Raw genomic sequence first — 17,670 nt, forward strand, 5'->3', positions numbered from 1 at the left:
ATCATCCCCTTAAAGATTTGTAGATACATATATTTTTAAGATCGTATCTTACTATTGGCTTTTAATCGCAAAAGAAACCAACTTCGTTTCAAGATAATCTTCTAAACCATAGTGACCACCTTCTCTTCCAAGACCACTTTGTTTTACTCCACCAAATGGTGCCTGGACGGCAAACGGAGCAGGATCATTTACGCCTACCATGCCGTATTCTAGCTTTTCAGATACGCGATGTGCTCTTGAAAGATCATTCGTGTACACATAGGATGCTAACCCATAAATGGTACGGTTTGCTTTTTCAATGACCTCATTTTCATCTGTGAAACGAATGATTGGTGCTACCGGGCCAAATGTTTCTTCATACGTAATCTTCATTTCTTGATTCACATTTGTGAGGACGGTTGGTGAATAAAAATAACCATTTTGGTAAGGGGCTTCAACCAGCACCTTCCCTCCGCAAAGGACAGTAGCCCCTTTCGTTACAGCATCGACCACATGCTCATGCGCTTTTTCCACCGCATCTTTGCTAACCATTGGACCCATTTGTGTCTCTTCATCCAAGCCATTTCCAATAACCATTGACGCCACTTGATCCGCAAAACGCTGCGCAAATTGATCATAGATTGAGTTATGGACATACACTCGGTTTGCACACACACATTGTTGTCCTGATGATGCGAATTTACTGCTCATCGTACCAGCAATTGCTAAATCAATATCAGCATCTTCAAATACGATAAACGGTGCATGGCCTCCAAGTTCCATAGAAATCCGTTTTACCGTATCAGCCGATTGTCGGATCAGTGCTTTTCCTACTTCAGTCGATCCAGTAAAAGAAACTTTACGAACATCTTCGCTTGCCATTACCTCACCGACAATGTCAGAGGCACTTCCCATTACTAGATTAACAACACCCGGCGGAAGACCTGCTTCATCGATAACTTTAATTAATTCCAATGAAGATAATGGAGCCTCACGAGAAGGCCGTAACACAACCGTACAACCAACTGCTAACGCAGGACCTAACTTTCTAGCCCCCATCGATAAGGGGAAATTCCATGGCGTTATCGCTGCAACAACCCCAATAGGCTGTTTTAATACAGAAATCCGCTTGTTTGGAGAAGAAGCTGGAATAATCTCTCCATAAACTCGACGTGCTTCTTCTGCATACCATTTAAAATATGCAATGGTGCTTCCTACCTCATACCGAGCGTTGTGAATAGTCTTACCCATCTCTTGGGTAATCGTACGAGCAAAATGCTCCTTCTTTTCTGTCAACAACTCAACCACACGGTGCAAATACTCTCCACGTTCTTCGCCCGTTAAGCTGGACCATGAAGGGAATGCTTCTTTTGCCGCCTGGATCGCCTGTTGTGTCTCCTCTTTTCCGACTAAATATACCTTGTCAACCAGTTGACCGTTTGCAGGATTCCTAATTTCTAAAACCTCATCCGTCTCAATAAATGAACCATTGATGTACACCATAATCCCCCTATATATTTAGCTGTAATCTATCTTCCTTCGTTTCACCAATACATAACGTAAACCATGTTTAGCAACGAGCGATGTTTTATTAATGGTCGGGAAGATCACTCTCCCCGACTCAAAGGTTGCCTTAATTATTTCAAACTAGACATTTTCGCACGGTCGAATACAAAGCCACTGTATCCAATCTCGCCCAAAAGATTTCTGTATGCATTCAAACCACCCATGTAAAACATCACGGCATGTTTCTTACCAGGAATGTTTGCCCCAAAAATCCATGATTCGGTCTTCGCAAACAATGTCTGATTTGCGATGTTCCGGCAAGTTTCCACCCAATCTTCTTCCGCTACTTGCGTAGGTTCGATCGTTTCAATGTTGTTTTCAACCATGTGTTTAACTGTTTCGGCAATCCATTCAACTTGTGTTTCAATTGCAGGTGGTAAATTAGAGAACGGACCATTAGGACCTAAAATCATGAATAGGTTAGGGAAATCTGTGTTTGACATACCAAGATATCCTGTTGGTCCATCAAGCCATTTCTCACGCATAGAGACGCCACCACGTCCACGCATGTCGATCTTCGTATAGTTTCCATCAACTGCATCAAATCCTGTAGCATAGATGATGACATCTAGCTCGTATTCTCCTTCTGTCGTGCGAATACCCTTAGGTGTAATTTCAACAATTGGATTTTCTTTGACATCTACCAACGAAACATTGTCACGATTATATGTTTGATAATAACCGCTATCACATAATGGACGTCTTGCATACAGATCAGTTGGTGTTAACTTGCGAGCGGTTTTTGAATCCTTAACAATTTCGCTAATTTTCTTTCGAATAAAGCTAGCAGCAGCCTCATTCGCCTCTATATTTGTCCCAATATCACCAAATGTTTCAAACATGAAGCGGAAGCCATTTCCCTTATCCCAAGCTTTTTGAAATATCCGATTCTGTTCCTCAATTGATACGGAGTTCGCAGGAACATTACTTTCATCTACCCCGTAAGCAACTGATGAATTTTTAGCTTGTTCCCAAATTTTTGCGAAGTTTGCCTTGATTTCATTGATTTCTTCCTCTGATTGAGGTCTTTTACCAGATGGGACACTATACTGAGGTGTCCGTTGGAAGACGGTTAAATGCCCGACTTCTGGTGCAATAGCCGTAATAACTTGTACTCCGGTCGAACCTGTACCTATCACACCTACTCGTTTTCCTTTCAGATCAACACCAGACTTCGGCCATGCAGCGGTGTGATATTGTTCCCCAGTAAAGGTTTCTCTTCCTTTAAAGTTTGGTATATTCGTAGCGGAAAGTAATCCAAGACCTGTAATAAGATACTTTGCCGTAACTACATCACCTTTATCAGTCTTTACTTCCCACAAATTATTCACTTCATCAAAGTGTGTGGAATTAACTTTGGTATCGAATTGAAAGCTACGACGCAGATCGTAACGGTCAGCTACGTGCCCTAAATAGTCTAAAATTTCAGGTTGCGTTAAATACGACTCTTTCCAGCTCCATTCCTGAAGTAGTTCTTTATCAAAAGAATAACGGTACAGGTAGCTCTCTGTATCAGAAAGTGCACCTGGATAGCGATTCCAGTACCAAGTACCACCTACATCTGATCCTTTGTCGTACCCTTGAACCGTTAATCCTTGCTCGTTACGGAGCTTATGAACCATGTATAGACCCCCGAACCCAGCTCCAATTACAACCGCATCAACATACTTTCTTTCAACATTTCTCCCTTTGTTTTGCTCCATAAAATGTTTCCCCCTTAAAAGCTTGATAGATGAGCTTCACTTGATAAAATGAAACTGAATGATTCAGAAGAGTTTGATTTCTCACTCTCAGAAACTCTAAATTTATTAATCCCTTCCAATCCCCTATGAATACGGTTTCATTTTATTGGTGATGTATTTATATACATGCAAGAGTTGTGCCAACTTGAAAACAGCATCTTATCGCTCTACCTATTTTTATAGTGTCGCATAATTGCAACAGATCCCTAGACAAATTCTCTTTGCGACTTGTATTTTCAGTAATTCCGATATATGCTACACTTTGTCTCATTTTTGCAACAGTCAGGATACTCAAAAAAATATTTTGGCAGTGCGGATACAAAACGATTCGAATACGCTCATTTTTCAGAGGCTTTTCATTTTGAATCCAGTCAATGATTGTGTATAATAACATATATCTGTAAATTTTAAATATTCCGAATTAAATTGAGGTGACTAATCTATGTCCCTGCTTCCTCTTTCCACATATCCTTCCTTATCTAAAGATGACCTGATCCTCCTGAGAAAAAATCATTTCGAAAAATGGGAAGAGTTTTTTTCAAACCAATCTTCTACCCTACCTGAGGTGAGAGATGTCATCTTTCAATCTTGGAATCGATGCAAAGAGTATGAAGAATTAAATCCAATGATTCAGGGCTCCATAAAAAACGTTACGGATGAGAAACTGAAAGAACTAAGAACGGAAAACGAATTATTTCATTTAGCAAAGCCTATTCTCAAACAGGCCGAACAGGATCTCTCCTACAGTAATCATGTCATTCTATTTTCTAACCATGATGGCATCATCTTAGATAGTTTTGGAAATAACTTTGTTTCTACTAAACTCGGAAACTCAGTGAATGCCAATATTGGATCCAATTGGTCTGAACGTTGGGCGGGAACGAATGGGATAGGAGCATCTCTTTATTTGCAACAACCGGTTCAAATATTTTCATCTGAACATTTCTCTTTTAGCTGTCATGATTGGGTCTGTTCATCAGCCCCTATTTTGAATCCGCTTACACACGAATTATTAGGAGCTATTAACCTTTCAACGACATCAGATACCTTTCACCCCCTAAGCATGATGAAGACAATACAAATTGCTAATCAAATTGAAAGAACGTTATTTCACCATTATTATCAAGCCCAAGTGATGATGCATGATCAATATATTGAATGGATAAATAAATGGAAGAAACAAACGGTTTTTTTGTGCAACACAAAGGGTGCAATCATTAAGACTAATAGCAGAGATTCTCTTGATGAGCTTCAATCTTTCTTGTATACGACCGTTAACAAGAAAGAGTTTGTGGACAATAAAGAAGGGGAAATAGAAACCACCTTGTGTGGACGTAACTTTCATTTTTTGTTCAAGAAGATCTATTGGAATAATCGATTTATAGGGTTTATCACTGTCTTGGATAGAAAAGAGAAACAAAACGTCTTCACAAAATCTCATAATCACCATGCCAAATACTCTATTCAAAGTTTAATCGGTCAATCAATAGCCATAAAAGAAATCAAGCGGATTGTTCAGATTTCTGCCTCTAGTGATTCGAATATTATGATTACTGGGGAGAGTGGCACGGGAAAAGAATTAGTGGCTAACGCCATCCATGAAGCGAGTAATCGAGCCAACCACCCTTTTATAGCGATTAATTGTGCTGCCATACCAAAGGAATTACTACCAAGTGAGCTATTCGGGTATGTTGCCGGGGCATTTACAGGGGCCAATCCAAAGGGAAGCGTTGGGAAATTTGAGCTAGCAAACAGAGGAACTCTATTCCTTGATGAATTAGGGGATATGCCGCTAGAGGCACAAGTTCATCTGCTTCGTGTCATTCAGGAACAAGAAGTCATTCGAATAGGTAATCATACTCGTATCCCGATTGATGTGCGAGTAATAGCTGCCACTAACAAAAACCTAGAGGAAGAAATGCTCAACGGTAATTTTCGCAAAGATTTATTTTATCGTTTAAATGTGATCAATCTTGAGTTGCCTCCCTTGCGTCATCGGTTAGAAGACCTTCCGTTATTAGTGGAACATTTTGTACAGAAGCTGACAAGCAGGAAACTTCAAGGGTCTTACCATGTGACAAGCGAAACAATGGAGTATTTGCAACGTTATTCTTGGCCTGGAAACATTCGAGAATTAGAGAATGTTATTGAGTATGCTGTCAACTTTTCAACGAATGGAATCATCATTCCTGAGAACCTTCCAAAGCATGTAACTAAACAAACATCATACATTGTTGATACAAAAAGGGCTAATCCTGTGAATCAAGCTGAATTAGAATGGATCACCTCAACATTAAAGAAACACCAAATGAATGTTTCCAAAGCCGCTAGAGAACTAAACTTGAGTCGAAGTACACTATATAGAAAATTAAAAAAGATGGGACATGACATTAAGACGTTAAAATGATGAACCCGATACAAAAAGGGAACCATGTGGAACCACCACAGCTTCCCTTTTCTTTACTCGTTTATTTCCCCATAACTTAAAGCATACCATTTATTGCGGCCATCGTCGCTTTCTCATAGTTTTCAATTTTAGCATAAAGAAAAAAAAGTCTCCCTTTCGAAAAGGAAGACTTCTTAAAAGAAAAGATTAAGCCGAGACAAGTGCCTTTTTGAATTCCTCTGTTAAAAGTGGAACGACTTCAAATAAATCTCCTACAATTCCATAATCAGCTACCTGGAAAATCGGAGCTTCAGGATCCTTATTGATGGCGACAATGACTTTTGAGTTCGACATCCCGGCCACATGCTGAATGGCTCCAGAGATTCCACATGCAATATACAAATCAGGAGTCACTACTTTTCCTGTTTGCCCAATTTGCATTGCATATTCACAGTAATCTGCATCACATGCCCCACGAGAGGCCCCTACCGCCCCTCCTAGTACATCCGCTAATTCTTGAAGTATTTTAAATCCTTCCTTACTTTTTACCCCACGCCCACCAGAAACAATTACTTTTGCTTCACTTAGATCCACACCACTTGTTGAATTACGGATAATTTCTTTCACAATCGTACGAATGTCTTTGATGATCGGCTCAAACACAACGACTTCTGCGTTCAACGGGTTCTTCTGGATAGTAAAGTTATTTGGACGGAGAGTCGCAAAGATTTTCCCTTCATTAAATACCTTCTTTTGAAAGGCTTTCCCTGTGTAAATTGGACGGGTGAAAACGATCTTTCCATTATCGATTTCTACCCCTGTGCAATCAGACACAAGTCCCAATCCTAATCTAGCAGCCACTCTTGGTGCGACATCTTTACCCACGGCTGTATGCCCCAATAAGATTACATCTGCCTGAACTTCTTCAATCAATTGACAGAAAGCTTGCGTATATGCATCGGTGGTATAGGTATTTAATACCTCATCTTCAACCAAGTACAATTTACTAGCCCCATATTGACTGACTTCACCAACATAAGAGGAAACCTCCGTGCCGAAGAGAGCTACCATCACTTCTCCCCCTTCGGCTAGTTGCTTTCCGACCGTTATTGCTTCTAAACTAACATTACGTAACTTTCCATCCTTTATTTCTGTAAAAACAAGTACCTTTTTACTCACAGCTCCTTTTCCTCCCCCATTATCTAACTAAATAACTTTTGATTCACTACGAAGTAATTGAACCAATTCTTGAACCTGTTCATGAACTTCTCCCTGTACCAATTGTCCTGCCTTCTTTTTCTCTGGTAGATAATGTACTTGAACAGATGTTCGATTGGTTACATCGTCTGCTAACTCTAAATCTTCTACCGATAATCGGGTAAGTGTCTTTTTCTTCGCTTTCATAATACCTGGTAGAGAAGGATAACGTGGTTCATTTAATCCCTGTTGTGTAGTAGCTAAAAAAGGGAGATTCACTTTGACGACCTCTACATCTCCTTCTACATCCCGGTTAACGGTCGCCTTGCTCCCTTCGAGGGTAAGTGAGGTAATGGTAGATACATGTGGAATTCCCAATTCCTCTGCCATCCGAATGGCCACTTGACCAGCTCCCGTATCCACCGCCATATTGCCACCAAGGATTAAGTCGTATGACTGACCTTCAATGGCAGCCACAATGTACTTACTTAACGTATATTCGTCGACTTCTTTATCTTCCTCTTCTAATTCCAATATGATTCCTTTATCGGCACCCATAGCCAACGTGGTTCGCAAGACACTTTCCGACCGTTCCGGACCTACCGTTAGTATTGTCACCTCGGCACCATACTCCTCTTTCAATTTTATAGCTTCTTCTACGGCATACTCATCGTAAGGGTTAAGAATAAATTCAGCCCCATCTTCTTTAATCATGCCGTTTTCAATAACGATTTTTTCTTCTGCATCAAAAGTTTGCTTTACCAAGACTAATATATTCATTTCCTATGATCCTCCTAGATTTCATAATCATTGTATTGATCAAGGCGTCTTATTAATTGATAGAGATTTATTTTATTTTTAATTGGGCGGCAATAATATTCTTCTGAATTTCAGAGGTTCCTTCGTATATTTTCGTTATCCGGGCATCACGATAGAATCGTTCAATGGGATATTCTGCGATGTAACCAATCCCTCCGTGTATTTGAACAGCTTTATCGGCTACACGGTTATACACCTCTGAACCGAGTAGCTTCACCATGGCCGCTTCTTTAATGACTTTCATCCCTTGATCGACCATCCAAGCAACTCGATACGTCAAGCTTCTTAATGCTTCAATTTCAACAGCCATTTCTGCTAAATAATGTTGAATAATTTGCTGCTCAAAAATGGGCTTACCGAACTGAATCCGATTATGCGCATATTCAATGGACATCTCTAGTAACTTCTCACAGGAACCAAGGTTACGAGCAGCTAGCCCTGCACGCCCATTTGCAAGGATTTTTAAGGCATTCACATATCCTTGACCCAATTCTCCTAACACATTTTCTTCTGGCACTTCACAATCTTCAAAGAAAATTTCCGCAGAGTGGGAACCATGGAGCCCCATTTTCTTTTCATTCTTTCCTAACGAGAATCCTTTGAAGTCTTTTTCTACAATAAACGAAGTGATTCCTTTTGGACCTCTAGATGGATCCGTTACAGCCATGACCGTAAATACATTTGCAATTGGAGCATTGGTGATATAATGTTTACTTCCATTTAGAATATATTTATCTCCCTTTTTTACCGCGCTAGTCTTTAGATTCGTAGCATGTGATCCCGCACTAGGTTCTGTCAGAGCAAATGCTCCAATCCATTCCCCGCTCGCCATTTTCGGTAGATATCTTTTCTTCTGTTCCTCATTCCCCATCTCAACAATCCCCACAGAGCCAATCCCCGTATGGGCCCCGATAACCGTCGTATATCCATTATGTGTTCTGCCTAATTCCTCATATATCGCACACTTTCCTACCATATCGATCCCGGTGCCACCAAATTCTTCAGAAATGCTCAGTCCGAACAAGCCCATTTCTTTTGACATATCCATGATTCTTTGAGGTATTTCATCCTTTTCTTCAATCTCTTGAGCAAATGGATCCACTTCATTATCAATGAAATCTCTAATATTTTGTTTTAAAAATTTTATATCTTCAGATAATTCAAAGTTCATAGAGTTCACTTCTCCTTTTTCTCCTGATAATCATAAAATCCACGACCTGATTTTCTACCTAATCTACCGGACTTCACATACTTCGTTAAGATCGGGGATGGACGGTATTTTTCTCCTAATGTTTGGTACAAATATTCCATGTTTCTTAAACGACTATCCAAGCCAACTAAATCGGCTAGTTCTAGTGGTCCCATGGGGTGATTGAGACCTAATTTTAGTGCTTTATCAATATCCTCAGCAGAAGCTACTCCTTCCATGAGCATGTTCATCGCTTCATTCCCAATGAGACAATTCATACGGCTTGTAATAAAACCTGGGAACTCATTCACTTCTACATTCTCTTTTCCCAGTTTCTCTGCCACTTGTTTAACCACTTCGACAGTTTTATCAGAGGTATCCAATCCTCTTACAATTTCAATTAACTTCATCCGATGGACCGGATTAAAGAAATGCATAGCCACACATTGTTCCGGTCTCTTTGTAGATGCAGCAATTTCAGTTGGGCTCATCGTAGATGTATTGGTTGCTAGAATGGCATGAGCGGGGGCATATTCATCTAGCTGTTTAAAAATATCTATTTTTACTTCCATAATCTCCAAAGCAGCTTCGATGACTAAATCCACTTGGGCAACAGCTTCTGGCAAACTTGTCGTATAAGAAAGCTTGTAACTTGCACTTTCCTTCTGTTCGTTACTTAAAAACCCCTTTTCATTGCCTTTCTCTAATAGATCTTCAATAAATTGACTCGCTCGATGGATAGCATCATCTGAGATGTCGCATAATGTCACGACAAATCCAGATAATGCGGCCGTGTAAGCAATCCCCCGCCCCATCGTCCCTCCCCCAACTACGGCTATTGAAGTAACCATTTATACAACACCCTTTCCTTCAGATTTTTGATATTTTCTTATCCTATTGAAAAAGACAAAACCGTTAATCTTTTGTGTTTACTCGTTCCGTATACGAAACTATATATCGTGTATGGAACAATTTTATCATCACTTCAATATAACAGTCAACCGAATATTTTGAATATTAAGCCACTAATAACACATTTACATGTACTCTCAACCAATTCTATATTTTCAATTTGATTTGACAAACACAGTTTTATATTTTATCCTTTTCACCGTAATCATTGGTTTTCAAAGAGAGTGAATAGGAGATTAAATATGGAAAAAAACAATGGGAAAGAAAAGTCAGAAGTCCCTGCACTTGAGTCCGCTATTAAAATACTTAGCTATTTAAGTCGCTTCAATAATAAAGAACGTTCTTTAACACAGATCGCAAAAAATCTATCAATCAATAAAAGCACCTCACATAGAATCCTAAAGGTGTTGAATCAATACCGATTCGTATCATATGACGAAGACTCAAAACAGTATAAACTAGGCTCCTACTTGATTATCCTTGGTGAACGCGCCGCAGAGTTTGTTGATTATCTTCAGCTTGCCAAGCCGCATCTTAAATGGCTGTCCGAACAAACGCAATTAACGAGTGTTTTACTAGAACCTGTCCCCAATGATCGCTTAGTATATGTGGCAAAAGAAGAGCCCGACTCACCTGACAGCCCTGTTCAAGTGACTGTTAAATTAGGACAGCATTTTCCTGTGACAAGTGCATCATTCGGAAAATGCTACCTCGCATTCATGGAGGAAAAACAAAGAGCAGACATTCTTAGGAAAGTGAACTTCAAGCAATTTACGGATAAGTCCATTACCAACTATGAGGCATTCAACAAAAGCCTAGTGGAGGTACGCCAGAAAGGCTATGCTGTGAGCTATGAAGAACATACACCGGGTGTATTTGGGATTGCTGCACCTATTTTTAACTCAAACGAGCAAATTAGTTTGGTCATTGCCTGCATTGGATTCGCTTCCGGAGTAACCGAAGACTACGTAAACCTCTGTGGGGAAAAGTTGAAGGAAGCAGCAAAGAATATCATGGAGGATATAGGGGGAAGACCCTCTGTGTACAAGGAACTTTGATCCTCCCATAATGAAAACCTTTCATTTACTCTGATAGAGATAGAGAAAAAACCATGCTGGTCAACTCAGGAACAAAGAAAAGAATGGACCATGGATCTAGTCCCCATCGTTAGTAGAGGGGACTAAATCTAGAATCAAAAAATAAAGCCCACAAACCTTGATATATCAAAGTTTGTGGGCTTTATTTTTTAAAAAATGAAATTAATTTTACGTCGGTATACCGGTGGCCGGGGTCGAACCGGCACTACAGAGGAACACGATTTTGAGTCGTGCGCGTCTGCCAATTCCGCAGATTCCTTGATATATCAACATTAGCAAGAAAACTAATCAATGCTTGTCCTAATTTTCTCCACACGATTAATTAAATACCTTCTAAAACTATCATAATTTCCATTAGCAACAAAAGTCAATTCTCTTTTCTATTTCCTCCCGTACAATATACACCCTTACTCAGATTCAATTACATTAATTAATCTCTTTGTGCATCCCAATTATTTAATGCAACTACATATTGGTCATAGAAATCAAAGCCATTAAGTAAAGTTTCATAACTTCCAGATTCATTAGATTGTCTTACAGTATCCATAAATAACTCAAGATTATTAATTGCTTCTAAAAGCCTATTACGGCTTGCCTCATCTTCTGGATATACTTCTAAACTGTTAAGTTCAGAAATAGCACTATCTAGCTTTACTAAAGAATTATTAGCAATTGATACAACTACATTATCTTCTAATGAAAGTCCCCCTGACATAGCTTGTAACATACTTGAACTAAGTACCTCTGCTTCCTTCATTATGTCAGTAGCTAAATTTAGTTCCTTAGTTTTTAGGTCTAATCTCTTTGTCTCTTCTTCCATTACTTTTGTTGCTTCATCTTTTTTATCTTGTTCATTATCTTCTACTTCTTTTTTTACACTTTCTCCTGCTGGCTTACTTTCCTTTACTCCTTCATTTACTGCCCCCTCTGAAAGTGAACACCCAGAGATTACTAATAAAAACATCATTAATACAGCAAACAGCTTTAACATACCTTCACCACTCCCTTTTTATGTATTGCCTTTCTCCTGTATCTGATTAAACTATGTATTGTCTAAATCTCCCACAATCAAACAATAACATATTTTCCCTTATGCTAACATTTAGATTGTATTCTAAACATTAACTTCTTATTTTACTATTTTCGCAATTTGTACTTTTCCCCGCCCTTAAAAATAATTTTACTGATTTGAACGGAGCAATATACTCATTTCTTATGTAATGTTTTATCATATTCAATACTCTTAATATTATCTTTTATATAATCATCTTTTCCCCGAATCAATATACTTCTTGCTCATGTCGGGGAATTAGATGATTAATCACTTTTAGTGATTCCTATATATGTGTAATTGATTTACATTATCAAGATATTATCCTGTTAATGTCTTAACTAATATCTTTTTTATTCAATCCTGAACCCTGAATGTAATTTATCAAGATTGAATCAAAGTTATTTACTTGTGACTTACTAATTAACTTTGATTATGAAAAGATTTTATTGAATTTATGTATAGAACTCCCTAGCTACTCAAAAACCAATGAAAACTTATTATAAGAATCGTCTCATTTGAGCCTTGACGATATCACTTCATTGGTGGTTATTAACCTCCGCCCCGCACGTTATTTTATTTACATGGGAATGCGTTAAACCCATCACATCACCGAAAACTTTTAGATAATATTGCAAGTTAGAAGAAATCCATCTTACTAAAGATACTACCTAATCGGTAACTGCTGATTTTCTGCATCGGCTCAGCTTACCTTGGGGTTTATTTTAGGTATAACCCTCAGCTTTGAAATACCTTCTTACAATTGTTTGATAACAACTTATTACAATGTCTTAAATAAGATTTTTTCATATGTCTTAACAATGTCTTTGTTGGCGCTCATATCATTGTCAATCATATCTCTGATTAGTTGCGACTTGTTCATGCCCGTAATAACACTCATTAAGTCTAAATACTTACTATGTATCGGCTCTAAATGTACGCTAGTCTGTTTAGTTTTCTCCATGTTCTTTTTCCTCCTTTTCTTCAATTCTATTAATCATTTCATTTACTTTTTCTTTAGTTTTCTTTAACAGTTTTAAATCAGTTCCTGTAACTTTCAATAACCTATATAAATCGTCTAATCCTCTTACCTCCAACACTTTAACCACCCTTAACTTTTCGTCTCTGTAATAAGCTATATAGCTTTTAACACCAATGCCATAATCAATCTGTTCTAATAATTCTCTTTCAGTTACTCCTATTTCATTAGCATAGGATTTCAAGTCTAAATATAAATGTTCGTTATTCCTGTTAATGATTGATTTTTCACGACATTTGCAAATGATTATCCCTTGATAGTCCTCGGAACCCTCGTATATTACTACGGGAACTATTTCTTTTTGCAGATTAGTAAAGATGATACCCATATCTTTAATACCTCCTTATTTGTTTTTTTGTTCATGCGATCCAGACTAAACAATAAACGTATGAACATTCATTAATTACACGTTAGAAGAGGGCACAATGGAAGTTAAGCCCCCTCCCTCTTTTTCCGTACAAAATAGTAGAATACTATCCATATGTTAAACACTTTGTACTAGTAAAGAATTTTTAAAAAAGGATTAGAAGTGAAACGGAAGAAAAATTCTTGGGAGGAAGTTTTTATCCCGTTACATATACATATTCTTCTTGAAGTGCCCTAGATTATGCTATTGTCATACTCTAGTGTCACTACATATATATATTTACGATTTCAGCTCAAAAAGTTTGCAACTCTACCATTTGTTCCTATAACAGTGATTATAAGAATACATTTATACAACACCCTATGTAAGCCCCATATAAGCCCATCAACAATAAGAACGTACGTTCCAATAATCCCCTATTAACTTTTAATAACAAAAGAATTAAAGCCCCCTAGAGGCTCCTAGAGGGCATGTACGGTATATTATTATTTGATTATGTTTAGAATGTATTGGTAAAGATTGTCTACATATATTAGTTATGACTAATCCCACCAAATTAAAATCGAGGGCAAGGAATATAAAGGAAATACAAGCATTGATATTCTAAAACATATAAGTAAATAACGTTTTATTTACCCCCTATTTGTTGCTCTTGGGGGGGCAAATAATGAGTAAGCTAAATGTATGTAATGGAGGTCAAACCATATTCACTTACACATTTATGTAAACTCCAATATCCAATTATGAGGAGGAACATAATCAAATATTAGGAGGAATAACGTTTTAAATTAGGGGTGGGGGGTAATTCAAATAAAAACACATATTCCGAACGAAAATTGATATACGCACCCTATCACATATAATATGGCATTTTCGAACCTTTTTCTTTATCGTACTAAAGGATTTATTTCCTTCCCCTTTTCATACGTTTGTTTTCTGTGTAATTGGCTAAAATACTATGCTTGTCAAAGCCTTCCTTTAAATCCTCTGAATACAGATTTACATAGTTTAAAGTAACAGCTAATGTGCTATGTCCTAATAATCTTTGTAACTTGAATGCGTCTCCTCCGCTTGTTATATAATGCTTTGCAAATGTATGTCTAAAAGCATGTATAGAAGTCTTTTCTACCCCTCTTTTCTTGTTATAACGTGCTATTGCATGTTGCATTGAATTTCTACTCATTTGCTCTCCTAATTCGTTCATGAACAAGTAATCATCCTTAATCAATCTATACATTCTAATGTATTCTGTAAGGATTTTTATCAAGTGCTCGCTAATAGGATTGTATTGAGCCTTTCTATTTTTTGTGGTGGTTAATATAACCATTCCACTATCAAAGTCTATATCTTGTACCATTAAATTAAGCACTGTATTAAGCCTGTTCCCTGTTTCTAATAGATAGTTAACCAATACCCAATTTCTATGTTCTACATACCCACATTCTCTTATACTGGGCTTTTTGATTAACTTCTTTATTTCCTCTTCTGTATATGGCTCTTTTTGTTCTTTATCCGCCTTTATTAGGCGGATCTCGAATTGTATTAGATAATTTTCTCTCATAGCAAAGTAAAGGAATGCTCTCGTTGCTCTCATATATGTGTTAATGGTAGTGGGTTTTAATCCTTTCTTTTTGAGCCACATAATAAACTTATCAACATACTTCTTTTCAATCTCCCTAACATAATCAATACCCTGTTCATTCATAAATCCAAAGAAGTGTACTAAATTTTGTTCATAAAATCGAATTGTCATTTCTGATAAATTCTTCACCTTATTCCCTAGCTGAAAATCCTCAAATAATTCTGCTAATGTTTTTTCTAATTCTGCCCTTTTCATAATCTTTACTTTTGCCATTTAAAACCTCTCCTTTAAGATAAATTAGTCTTAAAGGCATTTAACAATCGCTTATTGTTGTCCACACGATTAGCTTTTTGCTTTAGTGCGGTAAAACACAAAAAAGCCAATACCTTGATTTACTCAAAGCATTGACTTTATTGATTTTCTGATAATGTTGTATACCGGTGGCCGGGGTCGAACCGGCACTCCAGAGGAACACGATTTTGAGTCGTGCGCGTCTGCCAATTCCGCCACACCGGCATAATTCAATTGTAAAGATCGCTATTCGCTTCGCAAAAAGCATTAGATATTTTACTTTCGTAAAAATCCTTGGTGCCGAGGACCGGAATCGAACCGGTACGGTAGTCACCTACCGCAGGATTTTAAGTCCTGTGCGTCTGCCAGTTCCGCCACCCCGGCGTATCTTAGCTATATTATATAGTGAATCATAGATGCAATAATTGGAGGCGGCAACCGGATTCGAACCGGTGGTAAAGGTTTTGCAGACCTCTGCCTTACCACTTGGCTATGCCGCCAAATCTTGGAGCGGAAGACGGGATTCGAACCCGCGACCCCAACCTTGGCAAGGTTGTATTCTACCACTGAACTACTTCCGCAAATGGCTGGGCTAGCTGGATTCGAACCAACGCATGACGGAGTCAAAGTCCGTTGCCTTACCGCTTGGCTATAGCCCAATGAAGAAAAAAATTATATATAATGGGGCGACTGATGGGAATCGAACCCACGAATGTCGGAACCACAATCCGATGCGTTAACCACTTCGCCACAACCGCCACAATTAAAAGTTGGCAGGGGTAGTAGGAATCGAACCCACACCAAAGGTTTTGGAGACCTTCGTTCTACCTTTAAACTATACCCCTAAAATGGTGGAGGGGGACGGATTCGAACCGCCGAACCCAAGGGAGCGGATTTACAGTCCGCCGCGTTTAGCCACTTCGCTACCCCTCCATATGAATTTAATATATTCAGATACAACGAGATTGTTCATGAATAGTGGTGGCTCAGGACGGAATCGAACCGCCGACACAAGGATTTTCAGTCCTTTGCTCTACCGACTGAGCTACTGAGCCATAATTATTATAATTACTCTAGATAGAATCTTATTTAGTCCTTCATCCCGATTTTCAATCGGTACGCTGGATGCTATTTCTTTGTAGCTTATTCATCATGCTCTACAAACTGAGCTACTGAACCAATTATTAATGGCGGTCCCGACCGGGATCGAACCGGCGATCTCCTGCGTGACAGGCAGGCATGTTAACCGCTACACCACGGGACCAGAGTTTTTTTCAAGTTTTAACTTGAAAAATAACTTACATTAATTGCGGGGACAGGATTTGAACCTGCGACCTTCGGGTTATGAGCCCGACGAGCTACCAGACTGCTCCACCCCGCGACAATATAAATTTTCACTTTGTGAAAAGGAAAGATATTTTCACTTCGTGAATTTAGGATAACTATTTTTCACTATCGTGAAAAAAGTTTTGGTGGAGGATGACGGGATCGAACCGCCGACCCCCTGCTTGTAAGGCAGGTGCTCTCCCAGCTGAGCTAATCCTCCAAAATGGAATGTTATTTTCACTTCGTAAAAAAACTTGGTTATTTTTACTTCGTAAAAAAACTTGGTGACCCCTACGGGATTCGAACCCGTGTTACCGCCGTGAAAGGGCGGTGTCTTAACCGCTTGACCAAGGGGCCAGAATAATAATTATGGCGGAGAGCAAGGGATTTGAACCCTTGAGACAGGTTTTGCCCGCCTACACGATTTCCAATCGTGCTCCTTCGGCCACTCGGACAGCTCTCCTAATGGCTCCACAGGCAGGACTCGAACCTGCGACCGTTCGGTTAACAGCCGAATGCTCTACCAACTGAGCTACTGTGGAATAATTAAAGTATAAATGTTACCGCCTGGCGACGTCCTACTCTCACAGAGGGAAACCCTCAACTACCATCGGCGCTGAAAAGCTTAACTTCCGTGTTCGGTATGGGAACGGGTGTGACCTTTTCGCTATCGCCACCAGACTATTTATGCGACACTATTTTATTATAATAGTTTTTCGCATTTTTTCAAGAGAAATTTTAACCATTCTCTCAAAACTAGATAATATTTTGAAGAAGAAGAAATACAGAGAGTTCTCCGAGCGGAATCCAGCTCCAACGGCTAGGGACTCGGGGTCATAAGTCAAAGCCTTCCAGAGGTCAGGACCTCTTTCAGTCTTCGTCTTATGCCTGTCGTCCCTGACCAAGCCGTTTCCGCTTTTTAGATTAAGTCCTCGATCGATTAGTATCAGTCAGCTCCACACGTCGCCGCGCTTCCACCTCTGACCTATCAACCTGATCATCTTTCAGGGATCTTACTAGCTTACGCTATGGGAAATCTCATCTTGAGGGGGGCTTCATGCTTAGATGCTTTCAGCACTTATCCCTTCCGCACATAGCTACCCAGCGATGCCTTTGGCAAGACAACT

12 protein-coding genes, 15 tRNA genes and 2 rRNA genes are annotated in these 17,670 nt (G+C 38.9%); 2 read left to right on the plus strand and 27 right to left on the minus strand.

Annotated elements, in window-relative coordinates; translation table 11 throughout:
• Nucleotides 1-51: 51 nt before the first annotated feature.
• Together ACQ5H4_RS21050 and ACQ5H4_RS21055 are read right to left on the minus strand one after the other, a co-directional pair.
• Nucleotides 52-1,482, minus strand: coding sequence for an NAD-dependent succinate-semialdehyde dehydrogenase (locus ACQ5H4_RS21050; protein WP_430776920.1), 1,431 nt, complete (start codon nt 1,480-1,482; stop codon nt 52-54).
• A 134-nt stretch (nt 1,483-1,616) separates the two neighbouring features.
• Nucleotides 1,617-3,248, minus strand: coding sequence for a flavin-containing monooxygenase (locus ACQ5H4_RS21055; protein WP_430776921.1), 1,632 nt, complete (start codon nt 3,246-3,248; stop codon nt 1,617-1,619).
• 481 nt (nt 3,249-3,729) lie between these two features.
• Between ACQ5H4_RS21055 and ACQ5H4_RS21060 the strand changes: the two genes are divergently transcribed.
• Nucleotides 3,730-5,694, plus strand: coding sequence for a sigma-54-dependent Fis family transcriptional regulator (locus tag ACQ5H4_RS21060; protein ID WP_430776922.1), 1,965 nt, complete (start codon nt 3,730-3,732; stop codon nt 5,692-5,694).
• 186 nt (nt 5,695-5,880) lie between these two features.
• Here the strand turns inward: ACQ5H4_RS21060 and ACQ5H4_RS21065 are convergent, their stop codons facing one another.
• The 4 genes from ACQ5H4_RS21065 to ACQ5H4_RS21080 all read right to left on the minus strand — a co-directional run bounded on the left by ACQ5H4_RS21065 (nt 5,881) and on the right by ACQ5H4_RS21080 (nt 9,729).
• Entirely contained in the window at nt 5,881-6,852 is a 972-nt protein-coding gene (locus ACQ5H4_RS21065) for an electron transfer flavoprotein subunit alpha/FixB family protein (RefSeq protein WP_430776923.1), read from the minus strand.
• Between the two features lie 27 nt (nt 6,853-6,879).
• The gene (locus tag ACQ5H4_RS21070; RefSeq protein WP_430776924.1) at nt 6,880-7,650 is read right to left on the minus strand and encodes an electron transfer flavoprotein subunit beta/FixA family protein; all 771 of its coding nucleotides are present in this window, start codon (nt 7,648-7,650) and stop codon (nt 6,880-6,882) included.
• Between the two features lie 67 nt (nt 7,651-7,717).
• Nucleotides 7,718-8,860: an acyl-CoA dehydrogenase family protein gene (locus tag ACQ5H4_RS21075; protein ID WP_430776925.1), complete on the minus strand. Its 1,143-nt coding sequence runs from the start codon at nt 8,858-8,860 to the stop codon at nt 7,718-7,720.
• Between the two features lie 5 nt (nt 8,861-8,865).
• The gene (locus ACQ5H4_RS21080; RefSeq protein WP_430776926.1) at nt 8,866-9,729 is read right to left on the minus strand and encodes a 3-hydroxyacyl-CoA dehydrogenase; all 864 of its coding nucleotides are present in this window, start codon (nt 9,727-9,729) and stop codon (nt 8,866-8,868) included.
• Between the two features lie 303 nt (nt 9,730-10,032).
• On the opposite strand from ACQ5H4_RS21080, the gene ACQ5H4_RS21085 reads away from it, so the two are divergent.
• A complete protein-coding gene (locus ACQ5H4_RS21085; protein WP_430776927.1) occupies nt 10,033-10,848 on the plus strand; it encodes an IclR family transcriptional regulator in 816 nt (271 codons plus the stop codon).
• A gap of 469 nt (nt 10,849-11,317) precedes the next feature.
• On the opposite strand, the gene ACQ5H4_RS21090 is transcribed toward ACQ5H4_RS21085, so the two are convergent.
• The 21 genes from ACQ5H4_RS21090 to ACQ5H4_RS21190 form a co-directional block, all read right to left on the minus strand.
• Nucleotides 11,318-11,878, minus strand: coding sequence for a hypothetical protein (locus tag ACQ5H4_RS21090; protein WP_430776928.1), 561 nt, complete (start codon nt 11,876-11,878; stop codon nt 11,318-11,320).
• Between the two features lie 841 nt (nt 11,879-12,719).
• Complete coding sequence (locus ACQ5H4_RS21095) at nt 12,720-12,902, minus strand: hypothetical protein (RefSeq protein ID WP_430776929.1); 183 nt, start codon at nt 12,900-12,902, stop codon at nt 12,720-12,722.
• Nucleotides 12,889-13,305, minus strand: a complete 417-nt coding sequence (locus ACQ5H4_RS21100; RefSeq protein WP_430776930.1) for a hypothetical protein — start codon at nt 13,303-13,305, stop codon at nt 12,889-12,891. Before ACQ5H4_RS21100 ends, ACQ5H4_RS21095 begins: the two co-directional genes overlap by 14 nt.
• Before the next feature lie 943 nt (nt 13,306-14,248).
• Nucleotides 14,249-15,199, minus strand: a complete 951-nt coding sequence (locus tag ACQ5H4_RS21105; protein WP_430776931.1) for a tyrosine-type recombinase/integrase — start codon at nt 15,197-15,199, stop codon at nt 14,249-14,251.
• A gap of 162 nt (nt 15,200-15,361) precedes the next feature.
• Nucleotides 15,362-15,442, minus strand: a tRNA-Leu gene (locus ACQ5H4_RS21110).
• Nucleotides 15,443-15,512: 70 nt separating this feature from the next.
• Nucleotides 15,513-15,601, minus strand: a tRNA-Leu gene (locus ACQ5H4_RS21115).
• A 42-nt stretch (nt 15,602-15,643) separates the two neighbouring features.
• Nucleotides 15,644-15,717 (minus strand) — tRNA-Cys (locus ACQ5H4_RS21120).
• 6 nt (nt 15,718-15,723) lie between these two features.
• Nucleotides 15,724-15,798 (minus strand) — tRNA-Gly (locus ACQ5H4_RS21125).
• 3 nt (nt 15,799-15,801) lie between these two features.
• Nucleotides 15,802-15,876 (minus strand) — tRNA-Gln (locus ACQ5H4_RS21130).
• A gap of 23 nt (nt 15,877-15,899) precedes the next feature.
• A tRNA-His gene (locus tag ACQ5H4_RS21135) sits at nt 15,900-15,975 on the minus strand.
• Nucleotides 15,976-15,988: 13 nt separating this feature from the next.
• Nucleotides 15,989-16,062: transfer RNA gene (locus ACQ5H4_RS21140), tRNA-Trp, on the minus strand.
• 4 nt (nt 16,063-16,066) lie between these two features.
• Nucleotides 16,067-16,150, minus strand: a tRNA-Tyr gene (locus ACQ5H4_RS21145).
• Between the two features lie 46 nt (nt 16,151-16,196).
• Nucleotides 16,197-16,272, minus strand: a tRNA-Phe gene (locus tag ACQ5H4_RS21150).
• 133 nt (nt 16,273-16,405) lie between these two features.
• A tRNA-Asp gene (locus ACQ5H4_RS21155) sits at nt 16,406-16,481 on the minus strand.
• A gap of 43 nt (nt 16,482-16,524) precedes the next feature.
• A tRNA-Met gene (locus ACQ5H4_RS21160) sits at nt 16,525-16,598 on the minus strand.
• An 89-nt stretch (nt 16,599-16,687) separates the two neighbouring features.
• Nucleotides 16,688-16,763: transfer RNA gene (locus ACQ5H4_RS21165), tRNA-Val, on the minus strand.
• Nucleotides 16,764-16,825: 62 nt separating this feature from the next.
• A tRNA-Glu gene (locus ACQ5H4_RS21170) sits at nt 16,826-16,900 on the minus strand.
• Between the two features lie 13 nt (nt 16,901-16,913).
• Nucleotides 16,914-17,006 (minus strand) — tRNA-Ser (locus ACQ5H4_RS21175).
• A gap of 3 nt (nt 17,007-17,009) precedes the next feature.
• A tRNA-Asn gene (locus tag ACQ5H4_RS21180) sits at nt 17,010-17,085 on the minus strand.
• A gap of 23 nt (nt 17,086-17,108) precedes the next feature.
• Nucleotides 17,109-17,224, minus strand: a 5S ribosomal RNA gene (gene rrf / locus ACQ5H4_RS21185).
• Between the two features lie 239 nt (nt 17,225-17,463).
• Nucleotides 17,464-17,670 (minus strand): 23S ribosomal RNA (locus ACQ5H4_RS21190); the annotation flags it as partial.

This window comes from Bacillus coreaensis, from assembly GCF_050586445.1.
Lineage (GTDB): Bacteria > Bacillota > Bacilli > Bacillales > Cytobacillaceae > Robertmurraya_A > Robertmurraya_A coreaensis.